The organism is Chryseobacterium sp. (assembly GCF_022869225.1).
GTDB lineage: Bacteria > Bacteroidota > Bacteroidia > Flavobacteriales > Weeksellaceae > Chryseobacterium.
This window is the reverse complement of sequence record NZ_JALIHL010000001.1, coordinates 1,105,555-1,123,621: the sequence shown is the minus strand read 5'-3', so window position 1 is coordinate 1,123,621 and position 18,067 is coordinate 1,105,555. Positions and strand designations below refer to the sequence as shown.

16 protein-coding genes are annotated in these 18,067 nt (G+C 38.0%); 11 read left to right on the top strand and 5 right to left on the bottom strand.

The features are described 5' to 3' along the window. Nucleotides 1-54: 54 nt before the first annotated feature. The 4 genes from MUW56_RS05265 to MUW56_RS05250 all read left to right on the top strand — a co-directional run bounded on the left by MUW56_RS05265 (nucleotide 55) and on the right by MUW56_RS05250 (nucleotide 3,168). Complete coding sequence (locus MUW56_RS05265) at nucleotides 55-945, top strand: PfkB family carbohydrate kinase (protein WP_292012207.1); 891 nt, start codon at nucleotides 55-57, stop codon at nucleotides 943-945. 89 nt (nucleotides 946-1,034) lie between these two features. Then, nucleotides 1,035-1,880: an alpha/beta hydrolase gene (locus MUW56_RS05260; protein WP_292012206.1), complete on the top strand. Its 846-nt coding sequence runs from the start codon at nucleotides 1,035-1,037 to the stop codon at nucleotides 1,878-1,880. Further along, nucleotides 1,877-2,521 carry an HD domain-containing protein gene (locus tag MUW56_RS05255; protein WP_292012205.1) on the top strand — a complete coding sequence of 215 codons (645 nt, stop codon included), beginning with the start codon at nucleotides 1,877-1,879 and terminating at the stop codon, nucleotides 2,519-2,521. The genes MUW56_RS05260 and MUW56_RS05255 overlap by 4 nt, the downstream gene beginning before the upstream one ends. Before the next feature lie 113 nt (nucleotides 2,522-2,634). Next, entirely contained in the window at nucleotides 2,635-3,168 is a 534-nt protein-coding gene (locus MUW56_RS05250; protein ID WP_292012204.1) for a hypothetical protein, read from the top strand. Nucleotides 3,169-3,207: 39 nt separating this feature from the next. Here MUW56_RS05250 and MUW56_RS05245 read toward each other — a convergent pair whose 3' ends face one another. Both MUW56_RS05245 and MUW56_RS05240 read right to left on the bottom strand, forming a co-directional pair. Then, complete coding sequence (locus MUW56_RS05245; protein WP_292012203.1) at nucleotides 3,208-3,438, bottom strand: hypothetical protein; 231 nt, start codon at nucleotides 3,436-3,438, stop codon at nucleotides 3,208-3,210. Between the two features lie 183 nt (nucleotides 3,439-3,621). Next, nucleotides 3,622-4,512, bottom strand: a complete 891-nt coding sequence (locus MUW56_RS05240; protein ID WP_292012202.1) for a DUF72 domain-containing protein — start codon at nucleotides 4,510-4,512, stop codon at nucleotides 3,622-3,624. Between the two features lie 205 nt (nucleotides 4,513-4,717). Between MUW56_RS05240 and MUW56_RS05235 the strand changes: the two genes are divergently transcribed. Together MUW56_RS05235 and MUW56_RS05230 are read left to right on the top strand one after the other, a co-directional pair. Further along, the gene (locus tag MUW56_RS05235; RefSeq protein ID WP_292012201.1) at nucleotides 4,718-6,097 is read left to right on the top strand and encodes a hypothetical protein; all 1,380 of its coding nucleotides are present in this window, start codon (nucleotides 4,718-4,720) and stop codon (nucleotides 6,095-6,097) included. 1 nt (nucleotide 6,098) lies between these two features. Then, complete coding sequence (locus MUW56_RS05230) at nucleotides 6,099-7,904, top strand: hypothetical protein (RefSeq protein WP_292012200.1); 1,806 nt, start codon at nucleotides 6,099-6,101, stop codon at nucleotides 7,902-7,904. Between the two features lie 192 nt (nucleotides 7,905-8,096). On the opposite strand, the gene MUW56_RS05225 is transcribed toward MUW56_RS05230, so the two are convergent. The 3 genes from MUW56_RS05225 to MUW56_RS05215 all read right to left on the bottom strand — a co-directional run bounded on the left by MUW56_RS05225 (nucleotide 8,097) and on the right by MUW56_RS05215 (nucleotide 11,185). Next, nucleotides 8,097-9,764: a ribonucleoside-diphosphate reductase subunit alpha gene (locus MUW56_RS05225; protein WP_292015380.1), complete on the bottom strand. Its 1,668-nt coding sequence runs from the start codon at nucleotides 9,762-9,764 to the stop codon at nucleotides 8,097-8,099. A gap of 48 nt (nucleotides 9,765-9,812) precedes the next feature. Continuing rightward, complete coding sequence (locus MUW56_RS05220) at nucleotides 9,813-10,103, bottom strand: DUF1398 family protein (protein ID WP_292012199.1); 291 nt, start codon at nucleotides 10,101-10,103, stop codon at nucleotides 9,813-9,815. Between the two features lie 107 nt (nucleotides 10,104-10,210). Continuing rightward, nucleotides 10,211-11,185, bottom strand: coding sequence for a ribonucleotide-diphosphate reductase subunit beta (locus MUW56_RS05215; protein WP_292012198.1), 975 nt, complete (start codon nucleotides 11,183-11,185; stop codon nucleotides 10,211-10,213). 424 nt (nucleotides 11,186-11,609) lie between these two features. On the opposite strand from MUW56_RS05215, the gene MUW56_RS05210 reads away from it, so the two are divergent. From MUW56_RS05210 to MUW56_RS05190, 5 genes are all read left to right on the top strand, one after another. Next, entirely contained in the window at nucleotides 11,610-12,299 is a 690-nt protein-coding gene (locus MUW56_RS05210; protein WP_292012197.1) for an ABC transporter ATP-binding protein, read from the top strand. 87 nt (nucleotides 12,300-12,386) lie between these two features. Continuing rightward, entirely contained in the window at nucleotides 12,387-13,616 is a 1,230-nt protein-coding gene (locus MUW56_RS05205; RefSeq protein ID WP_292012196.1) for an ABC transporter permease, read from the top strand. A 51-nt stretch (nucleotides 13,617-13,667) separates the two neighbouring features. Further along, entirely contained in the window at nucleotides 13,668-14,939 is a 1,272-nt protein-coding gene (locus tag MUW56_RS05200) for an ABC transporter permease (RefSeq protein WP_292012195.1), read from the top strand. A 105-nt stretch (nucleotides 14,940-15,044) separates the two neighbouring features. After that, a complete protein-coding gene (locus MUW56_RS05195) occupies nucleotides 15,045-16,250 on the top strand; it encodes an efflux RND transporter periplasmic adaptor subunit (RefSeq protein WP_292012194.1) in 1,206 nt (401 codons plus the stop codon). Nucleotides 16,251-16,386: 136 nt separating this feature from the next. Further along, complete coding sequence (locus tag MUW56_RS05190; protein WP_292012193.1) at nucleotides 16,387-17,904, top strand: glycosyltransferase family 39 protein; 1,518 nt, start codon at nucleotides 16,387-16,389, stop codon at nucleotides 17,902-17,904. Nucleotides 17,905-18,067 lie beyond the last annotated feature (163 nt).

Below are 18,067 nucleotides of genomic sequence, written 5' to 3'. Positions count from 1 at the left end.
TTTTGGTTCAACGATTTTCATTCAATATAAATCTTAAAACTAACATAAATCACAATGAAATTCTCCTCAGAACAACCCAGAATTATTGTTGTAGGCAGTTCATCAATTGATTTGGTTTTAGAAACCGAAAAACTTCCTTTACCGAACGATACCGTTTTGGCTGTCAACTCAGATAGCTATTTCGGAGGTAAGGGAGCCAATCAGGCAGTGGGTACAGCAAGGCTTGGAGCAAGTGTTTATTTCATAGGTTGTGTAGGAATGGACCCGCTTGGACAGCAGATTATGAGAAATCTTGTGGGCGAGAATGTGAATGTAGGTTTTGTACATGAAACGGATAAAGAATCTACCGGAACAGCTTATGTGACAACTTGTGAAGGAAATGCTGCTATTGTAGTAGTACCTGCCGCCAATAAATATTTAAATAAAGAGCATATAGACGAGGCAGACCGGTACTTTAGCACTGCTGATCTTATTTTGGTACAGCTTGAAGTTTCCATGGATGTTGTGGAATATACCGTTAAAAAAGCCAAAAAATATGGCAAAAAAGTGGGATTATATGCCTCTCCTGCTATGAGAATCAACGATGCCATCATTGAAAATGTTGACTTTATTGTAGCGAAGAGCAGCGAGTTGTATATTATTTTCGGTGAAGAACAGCGGGAAGAAGTTCTTAAAAAGTACTTCAACAAAGTTTTTGTAAGAGATGATACCAATTCCACGATCTATTTTGACGGTACTGAAATGAAGTACTACAGAAATGATAAAGACACTACTGTTTATAAAATGGGAATGGGGGACGCTTTTACTTCAGGATTTGCCATTGCCCTTTGCCATGGAAATTCTATTGAAGACTGTGTGAAGTTTGGAAATGAAGTTTCCTCAAGAGTGTCCGGAGGAAAAGGTTCGCAGACAGGGCTGCCCAGAATGACGGATTTCTTCTCCTAAAATTATTTGAGGCATATCAAAAGTTCAAAACTTACTATAAAAATATATTGAAAATGTCCACTTTTATAGTGGATTTTTTCTTTTATACTATGGAAAAACTAATACTTACCACAGAAGACTATGTCTCTTTAACAGCTCATCTTTTCAAACCTGAAAAAAGCAATGGCAAATTATTGCTTATCAATTCTGCAACAGGGGTAAAGCAGCAAGTATATTTCTCATTTGCCCAATATTTTTCTGAACAGGGATTTACAGTTATTACCTATGACTATAGGGGAATTGGGCTATCTAAACCTAAAAATATGAGGGGATTTAGCGGCTCTATGAGGTTATGGGGCTCGAAGGATTATAAAGAACTTACCCGTTATATAAAAGTAAAGTTTTCCGGCTACAGGAAGTATTGTCTGGGGCATTCCGTAGGAGCTCTCATTCTAGGAATGAACAGGGATTCTGAAATATTTGAAGAGCTTATTTTTGTAGGAACTCAAAATGCTTTTGTAGGCCATTTAAAGCTGAGAACAAAAGTGGAGGCTTATCTGGGCTTTGGAATTGTTCAGCCATTAACAACCTCTCTGTTAGGCTATTTCCCTGCAAATTGGTTTGGACTTGGAGAAAGTCTTCCAAAAAATTGTGCATATGACTGGAGAACCTTAATTTTAAACAGAAAATCAACCAACAGACTGCTGGAAAAAGTGGATGATTATTCTAAAAATTTAAAACAGAATGTATTTGTAATCCGGGCTGAAGATGATGTATGGCTGACTGAGAAAGGAGTATTAAGTCTATTGAATGATACCTATCCTAACCTTATCCCCACCTACAGACTTGTAAAAGCTTCCGAATCCGAGAAAAATGAAATAGGACATGTTAATTTTTTTAGAAATTATAATAAAAAACTCTGGGATATTATTTTAAATGAACTGAAAGATCAATGAAAAGTACAATTGAAAACACCGTAGAATTTGTAAAAGAGAAACTGAAAGGAGCAGAGGCAGGCCACGATTGGTATCATATTGAAAGGGTATGGAAGCTGGCCGGTAAAATAGCAGAAACGGAAGACTGCAATAAAGAGGTTGTAGAACTGTCTGCCCTTCTTCATGATATTGCTGATCCCAAATTTCATAACGGAGATGAAACTATAGCGCCGAAAATTTCTAAGGAATTTCTAGAAAAGCAAAATGTTTCCCATGAGATTATTGATAAGGTTCTCTTTGTTATTGAAAATATATCGTTTAAAAACAGAGGCAATGGCCTTCAGAATCCATCGATAGAACTTAAAATTGTGCAGGATGCTGACCGTATTGATGCCATTGGGGCTATCGGTATTGCAAGAACATTCAATTTCGGGGGATTCAAAAATAACCTGATGTATGATCCTGAAATTAAGCCGAATCTTACTATGTCTAAGGAGGAGTATAAAAAATCAAATGGTACTACAATCAATCATTTTTATGAGAAATTACTGCTTTTGAAAGATTTAATGAATACAGAAAGCGGTAAGAAAATGGCTCAGGAGAGGCATGATTATATGCTGAACTTTCTCGATCAGTTCTATAAAGAATGGAACGTAGACTAAGATTCTCCTGAAAAATCTGAAATCAGTATCTTTGCAGTATGGTATTTTTCATTTTTGTTATCTTTTGGGCTTGTGTGCTTTCTTTGGTTTTATATAAAGTAAAATCAGGAAGGATGGCAAAATGGGCGAAATTGTTCCGTGTACTCACTGTTGTCTTCTCTATTTCAACTTTTGCTTATTGGTTTATTCAAAAAAGTGCAGTCTCCTTTGTCGATAACTCCGTAGGCTTGCAGGTCGTGAATAAACTTCCGCAAACACTGGATTTTTATCTGATCAAAGTGAATAAAGAGGAAGCCAGCACAACACTGGAACCCAAGCATATCGGAAAAATACGCCCGGAATACTACAGGATAGAATATCTGAAAATGGATCGCTCTGACGAATATTGGATTGTAGGGTATCTGGGTAAAAAGAATCTGGTGTATTTTTCCCAGCATTCTGTTCCTAATAAAAATATTGATCAGATTGTAGAAGTACAAAATTATATCAATCAAAGTGTAAAGCTTTCTGATGCTGCCAAAAAGCAGGTTGATGCTTATAACTATGAAAATGCAAAACTGGGGATCTGGATCTCCCTGGATTTTCTGCTTTTATTTCTCAATCTTGTATTGCTCCTCAGAAAAGTAAATAAGAGTGGTAAGCAATGAGTAATTAAGATCAAATTATTACTCATTGCTGATCCTCCGTTAAGGATAATCCAGGAAGTGCATGATCTTTTCTTTAAGCTCTTCCGGGCAGTTTTTTATTAACTTATCTTTGCTTTGTTTACTGATTTGCCCGGGCTCCAGCCATTCAGTAACATCTGAACTCAGACTGTGGTTGTCATAGATTCTTTTTATCGTTCCGTTGTCATAAAAGATATAGTCATCGTTGAGCGAATTGGTGGAGATACTAATTTTACAAATTTCCTTTTCCATGTTTTGTTTTTAAGTATACACTGTTGTGTGAAATATTTTGCACTAATGTATAAAATTTTATGATATGAAAAGGTTTTTCCCCTTATATTTATTTTTGAAGGGGAAATTTAAAATTAGTCTATTTAAGTTTTTATAAATGAACAGATTATTATGTCAAAATGAAGCTGCGGGAATCTGTTTTGATTAAAATAGTGTACCAGTACTTTCGGTTGCCATTTGCGGAATATGGAGATCGGTCTTCCATTCTTCGTTTAATTTTTTGATAAAATACGCGGACAGTAACGGAGAGGCTTTTTCAATATTTTGGTGTACAAAAAAATAAAGATTTTGTAAGCCCTCTTTTTTCCATTTTGTTAGATGTTTCAGCCAGTCATCTAACCTTTCATAATCACTTTCGGCATTGGCCCCTACGTAACGGATGAAGGCATTGGGGGTCGTAAGTCTCATGTGAAGCATATCTCTTCTTCCCGCAGTATCTACGATAATATTGGTGATGTTATGGGCTTCAAAAAGCTCACAGGTCGTATTCAGAATTTCGTCATTGGTAAACCATTCCGTATTTCGGAGTTCAATAGCCAGCGGTACTTCTTTAGGCCATTCTTTTACAAATTTTTCAAGTCTGTCGTAGTCTTTTGGCTTAAAATTATCGTGAAGCTGAAGAAAAGCCATTCCTAATTTTTCATCAAAATTGATGACCGCAGAGGCAAAGTGGGTCACCGGATCCGTTACATCAATAAGTCTTCTGAAATGGGAAACCGTATTGGTGATTTTAGGAAAGAATTTGAAGTTTTCAGGAGTCTTCTCTTTCCATGTCTTTACCTGATCAGGAGTGGGCATTCCGTAAAAAGTGGCATTCAGCTCAATAGAATTAAACTGAGTGGCATAATATGTCAGTTCGTCCTTGGTTCCTTTAGGATAAAAACCTTTAAGGTCGGTTTTATTCCATTTTGCACATCCGATAGAGATATTCTCCAGTCCGTTTTTATTAAGAGCTAGTATTTCTTTAGTCTTAGGATGATCTTTAGGAAGTGTAAAATCTATGGTTGAAGGGTCTTCTACTTGTCCGAATTTCATATTAAGCGATTTTAATTTTTTAAAATTAAGCATTTTTTCAGTGATTTCCATAGAAGAGCGAGAAATTAATGATGAAGATTGGGTATTGATATTAAGTTTTTTTTAAGGAAATGTTAAACTTTGTGTTACGTAATGTTAATTGTATGTTACCATACTTCCTCTTTATGACTTCTAATTTTACTCCCGATTTCGTAGCAATAAAAATATGAAGAAAAAAATTATCTGTGCTTTTGCTTTACTGTCTTTTGGATTTGCATTCTCACAGGAAACCAGTTCTAAAGTTTTTGGAAGATTAAAAGGGATTTCTTCCGAAGTTACAGTAAAGATAGTACATCTCCCTACCAACACTGCCTTTGAAACCAAAAGCAATAGCAAAGGGCAGTTCAGCCTGGATAACCTTCAGCCGGGAGGTCCCTATAAGATCGAAATATCAGATGGCTCCCAGGTTATTTATGAAAATCCTAATGTGCAGCTTTCTTTAGGAAATAATGATTTACCTGTAGTAGACGTCGGAAGCAAAGAAAAAACAATTGATGAGGTAAAGATTACCTCTAAGAAGACCAGTGTGAAAAATGGCGTAGGGATCAGCCAGGCACAGATTTCGGGATTGCCTAATATTAACAGGGGAATTCAGGATGTCACTAAATTGGTTCCCCAAAGTGCCAACAATTCTTTTAACGGGACTAATTTCCGTTATAATAATGTTACGATTGACGGATCAATCAATAATGATGCAATTGGCTTCAGCCCGTCTTTGGGAGGGCAGACCGGTACATCCGGAATGCCGGGAAGCAGTACGCGTTCCAATTCTATCAGTTTGGATGCCATTCAGGACGTGCAGGTCTATATTGCTCCTTATGATGTAAAGCTGGGGAATTTTCTTGGAGGAAGTATCAATGCTGTCACCCGCAGCGGAAGTAATGCTGTCACAGGATCGATGTATGTGTATGGGAGAAATGCCACCATTACCGGTAATAACAGGGTTGGTGACAACTCCAAAATGCCGAAGGATTTCTCGGATTTCATTTATGGAGGAAGAGTAGGATTGCCGGTGGTAAGGGACAAAGTGTTTTTATTTACCAATTTAGAATATACCAAAAGGACAGATCCTGTTTTCTATAATGCCGGTGACCCCAATGCATTGGTTAGTGAAGGAGTAGCCCGACAGATTTCAGATTTCGTAAGAAATAAATATGGTTTTAATGTAGGAAGCTCTAATCAGTATAATAACTTCTCGGAAAGTTCCAAGCTTTTTAATAAGTTAGACTGGAAGATCAACGATAAACATACTTTATCCATTAAAAACAATACGGTGTTTTCACAGGCTTCCAATCTTGAGAGAGATGGTGCCAATTTCCGATTCTCCAGTATGGATTTCGTTCAGAAGAACGCCGCTTCTACCACAACCCTTGAATTGAAAAGCCGTTTTAATGATAAATGGAATAATAATTTAGTATTGGGATACTCATCTATTCATGATTACAGGGATCCTACTTCAGGAAATCCAATGTTTCCGCAGGTTGAAATTGCGTATAACGGGGGGAACGATCTTGCTAGGGAACGACAGGGAGGCCACTGTTTTTAATATGAAGCAGAAAACTTTTGAAATTACGGATAACCTTACCTATAAAACTGGAAACCATACTTTCTTATTAGGAACCCACAATGAACTGTATAATATTAATTACGGTTTTGTAAATGCCTTAAATGGAAGGATTTCATACAAAAGTCTTGATGACTTTTATAATTCCAATCCGGCAAGGATAAGAGGTACCTATCCTTTCAACGGAGACAGCAGACAAACTCTTTTTGATAATCCTTATGCCCAATATAAAGTGAACCTTCTTTCATTGTATTTCCAGGATGAAATCAACTGGGGAAGGGTAAGATTATCTCCGGGAGTCAGAGTTGATTATACGGATTTACCTGACAAACCACAATTGAGCCCGTTAGTAACCAATTCACCTCAAGACCCGAATTACGGGAAGACCTATACCTATACTCCTTTGAACCAGCTTACCAATACTTATTTAAATAAGCCGACCTTATCTCCAAGATTAGGATTTACCATTGATGTCACTGAAGACAGGTCTATGGTATTAAGAGGAGGGTCTGGTATCTTTGTAGGGCGGATTCCATTTGCCTGGTTAGGGTATGCATATTATAATGACGGGGTAGGCTTTGGAAGTTATGATTATAATGCTCCGACAGCGGGTCAACTTGCGGCCAATGGCGATCCGCTGGTAGGTTCAAATTTCCCGAAATGGCAGAATTCTTCCAAGGTACAGGTAGACCTTGTTGACAACAATTTTAAAATGCCAAGGGTATGGAGAAGTTCTTTAGCTTTTGATTATACTTTAAAAGGCTATAAACTTACCTTAGAGGGTATTTATACGAAGGTTCTGTATGATTTGAAATTCCAGCAGGTCAATAAGACGGATAATGTTACTTATTACAGCTATGATATCAATCATGAAATGCCGGTCTATACTACTAATATCAATAGCAATTTCTCCAATGCCTATCTTCTTTCCAATACCAAGGAAGGATACCGTTATAACCTGACCGCACAGCTCTCAAAGTCATATGATTTTGGATTTAACTTCTTTGTGGCCTATACCTATGGTGATGCAAAGGATATTACCAACGGGATCAGAAACTCTATGGAAAGTAACTGGCAGATGAACCAATCCCTGACTCCCAACGATCCTAAGCTGACAACCTCCAATTTTGCAATCAAAAACAGGGTAGTGGCAAACTTAGGATATATGTTTAGCATCTCTAATTCGAACAGGTTATATACAAATGTGTATTTCAACGCACAGTCAGGAAACCCTTTCTCATGGGGATTTGTGAACAGTACGATTGCGAATACGGGGCAGGCCGCGGGATTGGCCTATGTCTTTAAAGATGCAGCTGAAGCGGCTAAATATATTGTACCTATTAAAGATGCAGGTGGAAATGTCCTGGTATCTGCTCAGCAACAGGTCGCAGATTATGAAAATTTTGTCAACAATAATGACTACCTGAAATCAAGAAGAGGGAAGTTTACAGAAAGAAATGGCGACTTTACCCCTTGGAATGTACAGGCAGATATCAGAATTATGGATGAAATCAGGCTTAGTGAGAAATCGAAGAATAATATCCAGATTTCTTTAAGCATAATCAATTTCACCAATTTGCTGAATAAGGATTGGGGAAAAGTTTATTTTGTCCCGAATACCTTCAATTCCACGGCAAGTGTCGGACTTACAAAAGTTGGCAATGTTGCTGCAGGACAGCCTTCAGCAGGAGATCCTACTTATAACTTTAAAACACCGGGATTACCGTACACAATTGATCAGTTTGCATCAAGATTTCAGGCGCAGCTTGGGGTTAGATACAATTTTTAGTGATCAGTTTTTATTTTACTTTACAACTTTTTCAATGGGCCCGGATTTTCTTTCCGGGTCTTTTTTGTAAATGTAGAGACTGGAGATGATCAACTGTTTATATCGGAAAGAATCGTTGGGAAGTGAGCTGTAAATAATAAAAGCACGCCAAAAGGCGTGCTTTCGTTGATATGGTGTATTTATTATTTGGGTCTATGCTTCGCAGCTTGAACATGATACAAAGTTCACCATCATCTCTTTTGATACAGAAGAACTTCTTTGGTAGTAAAGTGTTTTTACTCCTTTTTTCCATGCCTCGATGTACAGGTAGTTTACATCTTTTACAGGCATTGTAGAAGGAATCTGAAGATTCAGGGATTGTGCCTGGTCGATATACTGCTGTCTTTGTGCTGCCTGAGAAATAATCTCCATAGGAGAGATTTCCTTGAATGTTTTAAATACTGCTTTTTCTTCCGCAGTAAGTTCATTCAGGTGTTGCACAGAACCGTGGTTCAGCATGATTGTTCTCCATGTTTCCTCATTATCCAACCCTTTTTCCTCTAATAATTTTGCTAAATACTTGTTCTTACGCATAAAGTTTCCTTTAGCAAGACCAGCTTTATAATAGTTGGAAGCAAATGGCTCAATTCCAGGAGACGTTTGTCCTAAAATTGCAGAACTTGAAGTGGTAGGAGCAATAGCCATGGTTGTGGTATTTCTTAATCCGTATCCTTTTAATACTTCCGGTTCTCCGTATATATTGGCAAGCTCCCTTGAAGCCTGTTCAGCCTGTTCTTTGATATGTCTGAAAGCTCTTGCATTGAACTGTGTCGCCTCAAAACTTTCAAACGGAATCATATTTTTCTGTAAATAAGAATGGTATCCTAAAACCCCTAATCCAAGGGCTCTGTGGCGCATTGCAAAGTTTCTTGCTCCCTGCAGGTAATAGTTGCCTTCAGTTTTATCGATAAACTCTGATAACACAGCATCCAGGAAGTAGATTGCTAATTTTACAGCATCCGTATCTTTCCACTCGTCATATAGTTCAAGGTTCATTGAAGACAGACAGCAGATGAAAGACTCCTCTCTTGTAGAAGGAAGCATAATCTCCGAGCACAGGTTACTTGCATTGACTGCCATTCCCAGATCCTTATACACCTGCGGTTTGTTTCTGTTAACGTTATCCGTAAAGAAAATATAGGGAAGTCCTTTCTGCTGGCGGCTTTCTAAAACCCTTGCCCAAACTTTACGTTTTTCCATATCACCGTCAATCATATCCTGCATCCAGTAATCCGGAACACATACTCCGGTGAACAGGTTTTGAATTGGGCTGCCGATATCTTTAATCGCTAAAAATTCTTCAATATCTCCGTGGTCAATATCTAAATAAGCAGCAAAAGCCCCTCTTCTTACTCCTCCCTGAGAAACTACGTCCATTGCCGTATCAAATAACTTCATGAACGAAACCGCTCCTGAAGATTTACCATTGTCCGTTACAGCCGTTCCTCTGTTTCTCAATTCCCCGAAGTATCCCGAAGTACCTCCACCGATTTTTGTCTGCATGATCACCTCACCCATTTTATGAGTGATTCCCTCAATGCTGTCCGGGATGTGAACGTTGAAACATGAAATAGGAAGTCCTCTTTGCGTTCCCATATTCGCCCATACAGGAGATGAGAAGCTGATCCATCCTTTTGTGATCATTTCCTTAAAAGCCGCCTGAAGTTCAGGTTTGTATAACCTTTTTGCAGCAGCAGTGGTGATTCTGTCAATAGCTCCGTCTACTGTTTCACCTTTCAACAGGTATCCTCTGTTCAACATCTGCTCAGACTCTTCGTTGAGCCACCATATATTTGAATTTTGCTCTTCCATAGATCTTATATTTTCGAATTCCGGCGTGATGCTCTCACTCCGGAATTTTGTTTTTTTTTATAGTATTGATTGTAAAAATTCTACTTTGTGGGAACCGTTTAGTCCACTTTCATCTCTTAATTGCTGAAATTCTTTAAAAGACGGAACATTCAAAACTTCATGCTGAACTTCTTCATTAATGTAGTTTGAATAATGTACAAAAGTAACACCGTCTTCCTTTACAAAAACTTTGTATTCAAACATGGAAGCATCTAAATTCTTAAAATCTTCCAGAAACTTTTGGATATTAGCTTTGTTTGTAAGAACAAATTCAGGGTTTACAGTGTAGCTTACGATTACATTAATCATCTTTTATATTTGTGTTTGTTGATATTGGCTTATTCGGTTTAATATACCGGAATGATATGATCCTAATATGATTGGCTTTGGCGCTCGCTTCGCTCGCGCTTTCGCTCTTAGAATAAATCGTTTGCCGTAATACTCTTATCGTGTTTCGTGTAGTCTACAGGTCTTTTCGCGAAGAAATCATCCAATGAATTGGCGAAAACTTCTTCCTCGAACCATACCATAGGTCTGTATTGCTCAGGAGTGATGTTGTATCTTGTTTTCATGTTGATTTTCTTCAAACTGTCATCTACACGATACTTCATGAAGTTGAGCAAATCTTCTTTCGAAACGTTGTCGATCTCACCCAATTCAAAGATCCAGCTCAGGATATCGCCTTCTCTTGCGATCGATTCGTCTACAAGGGTGTAGATATCTTCAATATCACTGTCTGTTAACAGATCCGGCTGTTCTTCACGGATTTTGTTGATCAGATAAATCCCTGCATTAGCGTGAATCTGCTCATCTACGGAAGTCCATGCAATGATATTCGAAACATTTTTCATGAATCCTTTAAACCTTGTGAAAGAAAGGATGATGGCAAACTGAGAGAAAAGAGAAACGTTTTCTACAAGAATACTGAATAATAACAATGCTGAAACATACTCTTTAGGAGTAGCGGAATTCGCATGTTTTAAAGCATTTCCAAGAAATTCAATCCTCCCTTTTACAGCAGGAATTTCGATAACGTTAAGGAATTCATCGTTATACCCTAATACCTCTAACAAACGGGAATATGCTTCAGAATGGCGGAATTCGCACTCTGCAAAAGTAGATCCTAATCCATTGAATTCCGGCTTTGGAAGGTGGTTGTATAAATTCCCCCAGAATGTCTTTACAGACACCTCGATCTGTGCAATGGCTAACAGCGCATTTTTCACAGCGTGCTTTTCATGTGGTTCCAACTGCGAATGAAAATCCTGAACATCTGCAGTAAAGTCCACTTCCGAATGTACCCAGAATGATTTGTTGATGGCCTCTACATATTGAAGGACCTCAGGGTATTCAAATGGCTTATAGCTTACTCTTTTATCAAAAATTCCCATATTAAATATCTTTATAATTAAAATAATTCAGATCTCTGTGGATAACGTTCAGAAAATATATAACTTTTTGTTTATCTGGCGGTTGCGAATGAAAGTTATTCACATGATAAGTTTGTGTCTCTGACCAAAATCTAACTACAAAGTTCGAAAAAAAGAACTGATTTTGAAAGAGGTAAATACTAATTGACTGACTTTTAGCTGTAAAAGTTTTCCACATTTACATGAAACCAGCACGGATAATAGGCTAGAAGGCAATATTGGGGAGAAATAGTACGAAAAGCAGACTTACAACTAAACACTTTGTTGTAAAGTATTATAAATAAAGGATTATATTATTAAACAAAAAAAAGTTTGAATAAATTTTCATTCTTGTAACAATTTGAAAATATCATCTACTTATTGGGTATAAAACAGAGATCACTTAATGTTAGTAATTCAGGATTTACATAAGTCATACGATACAGGAAAAAGCAAGCTTCATGTTCTTAAGGGCATCAATCTGAATATTTCAGAGGGTGAGTTTGTTTCTATCATGGGAAGTTCCGGTTCCGGAAAATCTACACTTCTTAATATTATTGGTATTCTGGACGAAAAAGATTCGGGAACCTATGAATTGGATGGGGTTCCGATTGAACATTTATCTGAGGTAAAGGCCGCAGAATACAGAAGTAAGTTTTTGGGATTTATTTTCCAGTCTTTTAATCTGATCAGTTATAAAACCGCTTTGGAAAATGTAGCGCTTCCTTTATACTATCAGAATGTACCCAGAAAAGAGCGGAACCAGCAGGCATTGGAATACCTGGAAAAAGTAGGGCTTACACAATGGGCCAATCACCTTCCTAATGAACTTTCAGGAGGACAGAAACAGAGGGTTGCCATTGCAAGAGCTCTGATTACCAATCCAAAGGTTGTATTGGCGGATGAGCCTACCGGAGCGTTAGACTCAAAAACCACCCATGATATTATGAAACTTCTTCAGGATATCAACAATGAAGGGAAAACGATCATTGTGGTTACCCACGAACCTGATGTTGCTGCTCAGACCAAGAGAAATGTCATATTGAAGGACGGGATTATAGAAAGCGATGAGTTTATTAAGCAGATCGTGTTGTAGAGAATAATTGGAGAATTTGAAACTAAGATAATTTGAAAATTTAATGATTGTAATCTTTTAATTTTCAATCTTTTAATACTAATAAAAATGTTTGACCTAGATCGTTGGCAGGAGATATTCAGTTCTATCCGCAGTAATGTACTCCGGACAGTACTTTCCGGATTTACCGTGGCCTTGGGATTGTTTATTTTCATTGTGCTTTTCGGAATTGGAAAAGGGCTACAAAATGCATTCTCTGAAGGGTTTGCAGGTGATGCTAAAAATCTGATCACTATTTATACAGGGAAAACCACATTAGCTTATAAAGGCTTACAGTCTGACCGTACGGTTACCATGAATAATGGGGACTACGATTTCCTGGTCAATACAGATAAGGAAAAAGTAGGCGCATCCAGCCCGAGATATGAAGTCAATTTAATGGTAAAATACGGGAAAGAAAGCGGACTTTACCAGATACACGGAGCAGAGCCCGGAGAACAGGTCATCGAAAACAGAAAAGTAATTGATGGCCGCTATATTAACTCTTTTGACCTGCAAAGAAAACAAAATATAGCCGTTATCGGAAGAATGGTTCAAAGGGACCTTATCAAAAACGGAAGTCCCATAGGAAAGGAACTGGATATTAACGGAACCATGTTTAAGGTGATCGGAGTATTTTCAGATGATGGAGGAGACAGGGATGAAAGACATATTACGGTTCCGATCACTACTCTGCAGCAGATGAAAAAGGGTTCTGATACGGTAAACACGGCTTATATTTCCTATAGTGATAAACTGACCCCCGAGCAGGCCATCAAATACGGTGATGAGCTGAAAGATAAATTAAAAGCAAGAAAAAATGTTTCTCCTGATGATGAGAACGGAGTCCGTATCTGGAACAATGCCAAAAATATGAATGACACCTTTACATTTATGGCAGTTCTTACCGCTATCGTAGGATTTATCGGACTGGGAACTCTCCTGGCAGGAATTATCGGGATCAGTAATATCATGGTGTATATCGTGAAAGAAAGAACCAAAGAAATTGGGGTGCGAAAAGCCATTGGTGCAAAACCAAAAGGAATTGTAGCGCTGATTGTTCAGGAAAGTGTGGTGATTACCGTAATCTCAGGATTTGTAGGAGTAGGGGTAGGTGTTTTAACTTTAAATCTGCTGGGAGACAGCCTCGAAGCGTTTTTTATTAAAAGTCCAAGTGTAGGATGGGGTACGATTTTTATGGCATTTATAGCCTTGATTTTCTCCGGATTGATCGCTGGATTTGTGCCGGCATACAGAGCTTCGAGAATTAAACCGATAGAAGCGTTAAGAACAGAATAAATAAGCAAAAAGGTATTTAAAAACTTATAATTTAACTCATAAATCAGAAAGGTGAATATCATATTTAAAAAAGACACTTGGCAGGAGATTTATTATTCTTTGAGGAATAATAAGCTTCGGACATTTCTTACCATGATAGGCGTAGGATGGGGGATGTTTTTGTATGTAAGCCTTTTAGGTGCCGCAAAAGGGATGGAGAATGGTTTTGATAAATTATTTTCCGGGTTTGCTACCAATTCAATTTTCCTGTGGGCACAGAAAACTTCTATTCCATATGAAGGGTTTCCTAAGGGGCGGGAAGTTCATCTCAATCTATCTGATATGGAAATGCTGAAAAGAAAAGTGACCGCCATAGATTATATATCTCCGCAAAATGCTAGAGGAAGTTTTACCGGAACACCTGGAGAATCCATGTCGAAAAATGGGAAAAGCAGCACCTATTCTCTAACGGGAGATTATTCGGTAGGAAATAAAATCTCCGAAAAGAAACTTATTTTCGGCCGATATATTAATGATGCCGATGTTTCAGGAAATAAAAATGTAGTAGTGATCGGAGAGGAAATCTATAAGAACTTTTTTGATTCCAAGAAAAAGGAAAACCCAATCGGCCAATCTATCAATATAAAAGGAATTTTCTTTAATGTAATTGGTGTTTTCAGAGTGAAAAAAGGAGGTGGTTTTGAAAATGACCGTACCGCTTTTATTCCACTTTCAACATACACAAAGATGTACAATGCAGGAGAGCAGATCGACATGTTTGCCATTGTAAGCAAGCCTAATGCGAACGTGAATGCTGTAGAAGAAGATGTAAAGCAGGTCCTGAAGTCTAAGAATAAAGTTTCTCCTGAAGATACCAATGCCTTTGGAAGCTTCAATCTGGGAAAAGAATTTAAAAAACTGACCGGTTTTCTTACAGGGATGCAGCTGCTCACCATTATTGTGGGAACACTGACGATTCTTGCCGGGGTAATTGCCATCTCCAATATCTTGCTGATTACCGTAAAGGAAAGAACCAAAGAAATCGGGATCAGAAGAGCCCTGGGAGCAAAACCGGCTGAAGTAAGAAATCAGATTCTGCTGGAAAGCGTAGTTATTACCCTATCATCCGGATTGCTGGGATTTATGTGCGGGATCTTTTTGTTGATGATTTTAAATGCAGTCACACAAGGCCAGGATGCATTTCCATTCTATAACCCGACCGTCAATTATGGGAATGTATTTGCCGCAATGGCTGTAATGGTAGTTCTGGGATTGATTATCGGAATGATACCTGCACAGAGAGCGGTGAAGATCCGGCCTATCGAAGCATTAAGAACAGAGTAGTGCATAATTTGAAATGAAAATAATTTGAAAACGAGAGGGCTGGCCATCAGTATGCTGGATCCGTCTTTATTTTTCAATCTTAAAATAAAAAAATAAACTATACATATGAAAAAGAAATTCACTTGGAAAAAAGCCGTTTATATCGTGTTAGGGCTTTTATTTGCAGTGGCATTGTTCTCAGGGATTGGCTATCTCGTAAAATCTAACTCTAAAGAGAGTGAGGCCTTTCTTATCCGTAAGCCTACCGTTCAGAATATGGATGATAAGGTAATGGCTACAGGAAAAATTACTCCAAAAGAAGAAATTGAAATCAAACCCAATATTACAGGGATTATTGATAAAATTTTAGTGAAAGAAGGAGATCGGGTAGAGGCAGGACAGTTGATTGCTACGGTAAGAATTGTTCCTAGTATTTCTGAGGTAAACGCTGCGCAGCAGGAAGTCCAGAATGCACAGCTTCAGATCAATAATGCACAGCTGAATGTGAATAATATGCAGAAGCAGTTTGATATGCAGGATAAATTGTATAAACAGGGAGTCGCTTCCAAGCAGGAGTATCTTAATTCTCAACAGCAGTTGTTTTCTCAGCAGCAGTCTCTTAAAAATGCCCAGCAGCAACTGAATACCGCTCAAAAAAGATTACAGATTGCCAAAACAGGGGCTACCCCTGAGCTTCAGGGACAAGGTTTGGCTACTACCCAGATCCGTTCCAAAGCTTCAGGAACCGTTCTTGAAGTTCCTGTAAAAGTAGGAAGCCAGGTAATTGAAGCCAATAACTTCAACGCCGGTACAACGATCTGTTCAGTAGCAGATTTGAATTCTCTGATTTTTAAAGGAGAAATTGATGAAGCACAGGCCGGAAAATTAAAAGAAGGAATGGATATGAATATTGTAATCGGTGCATTACAGAATAAAACTTTCCCGGGAAGACTCACGATGATTGCTCCAAAAGGAAAAGATAATGCCGGAACCATTAAATTCCCGGTTGAGGGAGATGTCAATAATCCTAATAACGAATATATCAGAGCCGGTTTCTCTGCTAATGGCGAAATCGTGCTGAGCTCTCAGAAAAATGCATTGCTGCTGGATGAATCTTTGGTTCAGTATGAAAAGAAACAGGGAAAAGATGTTCCTTTTGTAGAGGTGAAGCAAAAAGACGGGAAATTTAAGAAGGTATACTTAAAACTTGGAGCAAGTGACGGAATCAACGTTCAGGTTCTTCCGGGATCAGATATTACAAAAGATTCTGAGGTGAAAGTATGGAACCCGTCAGATAAAGACAAAGAAGAATTAAAATCAAAGCAAAAATAATAAACTGACACTATAAACATTTAACTGTTAGATCCCGGAGCAATCTCCGGGATTTTTTATTTGTAGCTTTAAAATATGGAAGATGTAATGAAACAAATGTTTTAAATGTCTTAATTTTAATTCTAAACTTTAAACCATGAAGAAAAGCTATTGGATCCTCTTTCTTTTTATCATTGCAAAATTTATCCTTCAATATTCATTGATCAATCCTGAATATGAATTGCAGCGTGATGAATATTTGCATCTTGACCAGGGATATCATCTGGCTTGGGGATATCTGTCGGTACCCCCGGTAAGTTCATGGCTGGCCTGGCTTATCAGAATACTGGGAGGATCTGTATTTTGGGTTAAATTTTTTCCTGCCCTGTTCGGAGCATTAACAATTTTTGTGGTATGGAAAATTATTGAAGAGCTAAATGGAGACTTGTTTGCTAAGCTCTTAGCATCTTTTGGAATTTTATTTTCCGTCCTTCTCCGTTTAAATATGCTTTTTCAGCCCAATTCTTTGGAAGTGCTTTTATGGACTTTATTCTTTTATATCCTGATCAAATATATCAATACAGAAAAGATAAAGTGGCTGTATTGGGGAGGAGTGGTATTTGGAATCGGTGTGTTGAATAAATATAATATTGCATTCCTTGCACTCGGGTTCATTCCGGCACTCCTGATCACAGAACAAAGAAAGATTTTAAAAAATAAACATGTATATGGGGCTGCGCTGCTAAGTTTATTGATTGTTTCCCCTAATCTTTTCTGGCAGTATAATCACGGCTTTCCGGTTGTTCATCATATGAAAGAGCTCTCAGAAAGGCAGTTGGTCAATGTAGACCGGTGGGACTTTTTAAAGTCTCAGGCACTGTTCTTTATTGGAGTTGCCTTTGTTATTATAGCCGGTTTGTATGCTTTGCTGTTTTATCGTTCTTTTAAAAACTTCCGGTTTTTTTTCTGGGGATATGTAATGACTCTCGCAGTATTCATCTTTTTCAAGGCGAAAGATTATTACGCCATAGGTCTTTATCCTGTTTATATTGCTTTTGGAGCTGTTTACCTGGGTTTTATCTTTCAGAATGGATGGAAGAGGATTTTCAGGCCCATCTGTATCCTGCATCCTGTCATTTTGTTTATCCCTTTATACAATATTAGTTTTCCTAATAAGAGTCCTGAGTTTATCGCCAGCCATCCGGAACGGTATAGAAAATTTGGGTTACTCCGTTGGGAAGATGGAAAAGACCATTCCTTGCCTCAGGATTTTGCCGATATGCAGGGGTGGAAAGAATTGGCTCAAAAAGTGGATCGGGAATACTCCAAGCTTTCAAAAAATGGAAATACATTGGTTTTATGCGATAACTATGGCCAGGCGGGAGCCATCAACTATTATTCAAAACTGGGAATAAGGGCGGTTTCATTCAATGCGGATTATATCAATTGGTTCGATCTAAATAAAAAATATAAGAATGTTATCAGGGTTAAAGATTACTCAGAAGCAGGCAATGAGCTAATGGAGACAAGTCCTTATTTTGAAATTTCTGAAATTTCAGGCGCTGTCACCAATCCCTATGCAAGAGAAAAAGGCGCTGCGATTTTCAGTTTTAAAAATGCAAAAATCGATATTAACGGGAGACTTCAGAAGGAAATTGACGAAGAGAAGTGGTGATATTAACCCTTGGTTAACTCTTCAATGTTGGTGTTGGCTTTACAATAATTTCTTAATTCGCTATGATCAAAAGCATTGGTATGCATCTAATTTCTAAAGTTCCGTTGGTATCATTAGCTTTACTTTTCTTAAGCTGTACTACTTAAAAATCCCGGGGGAAGCC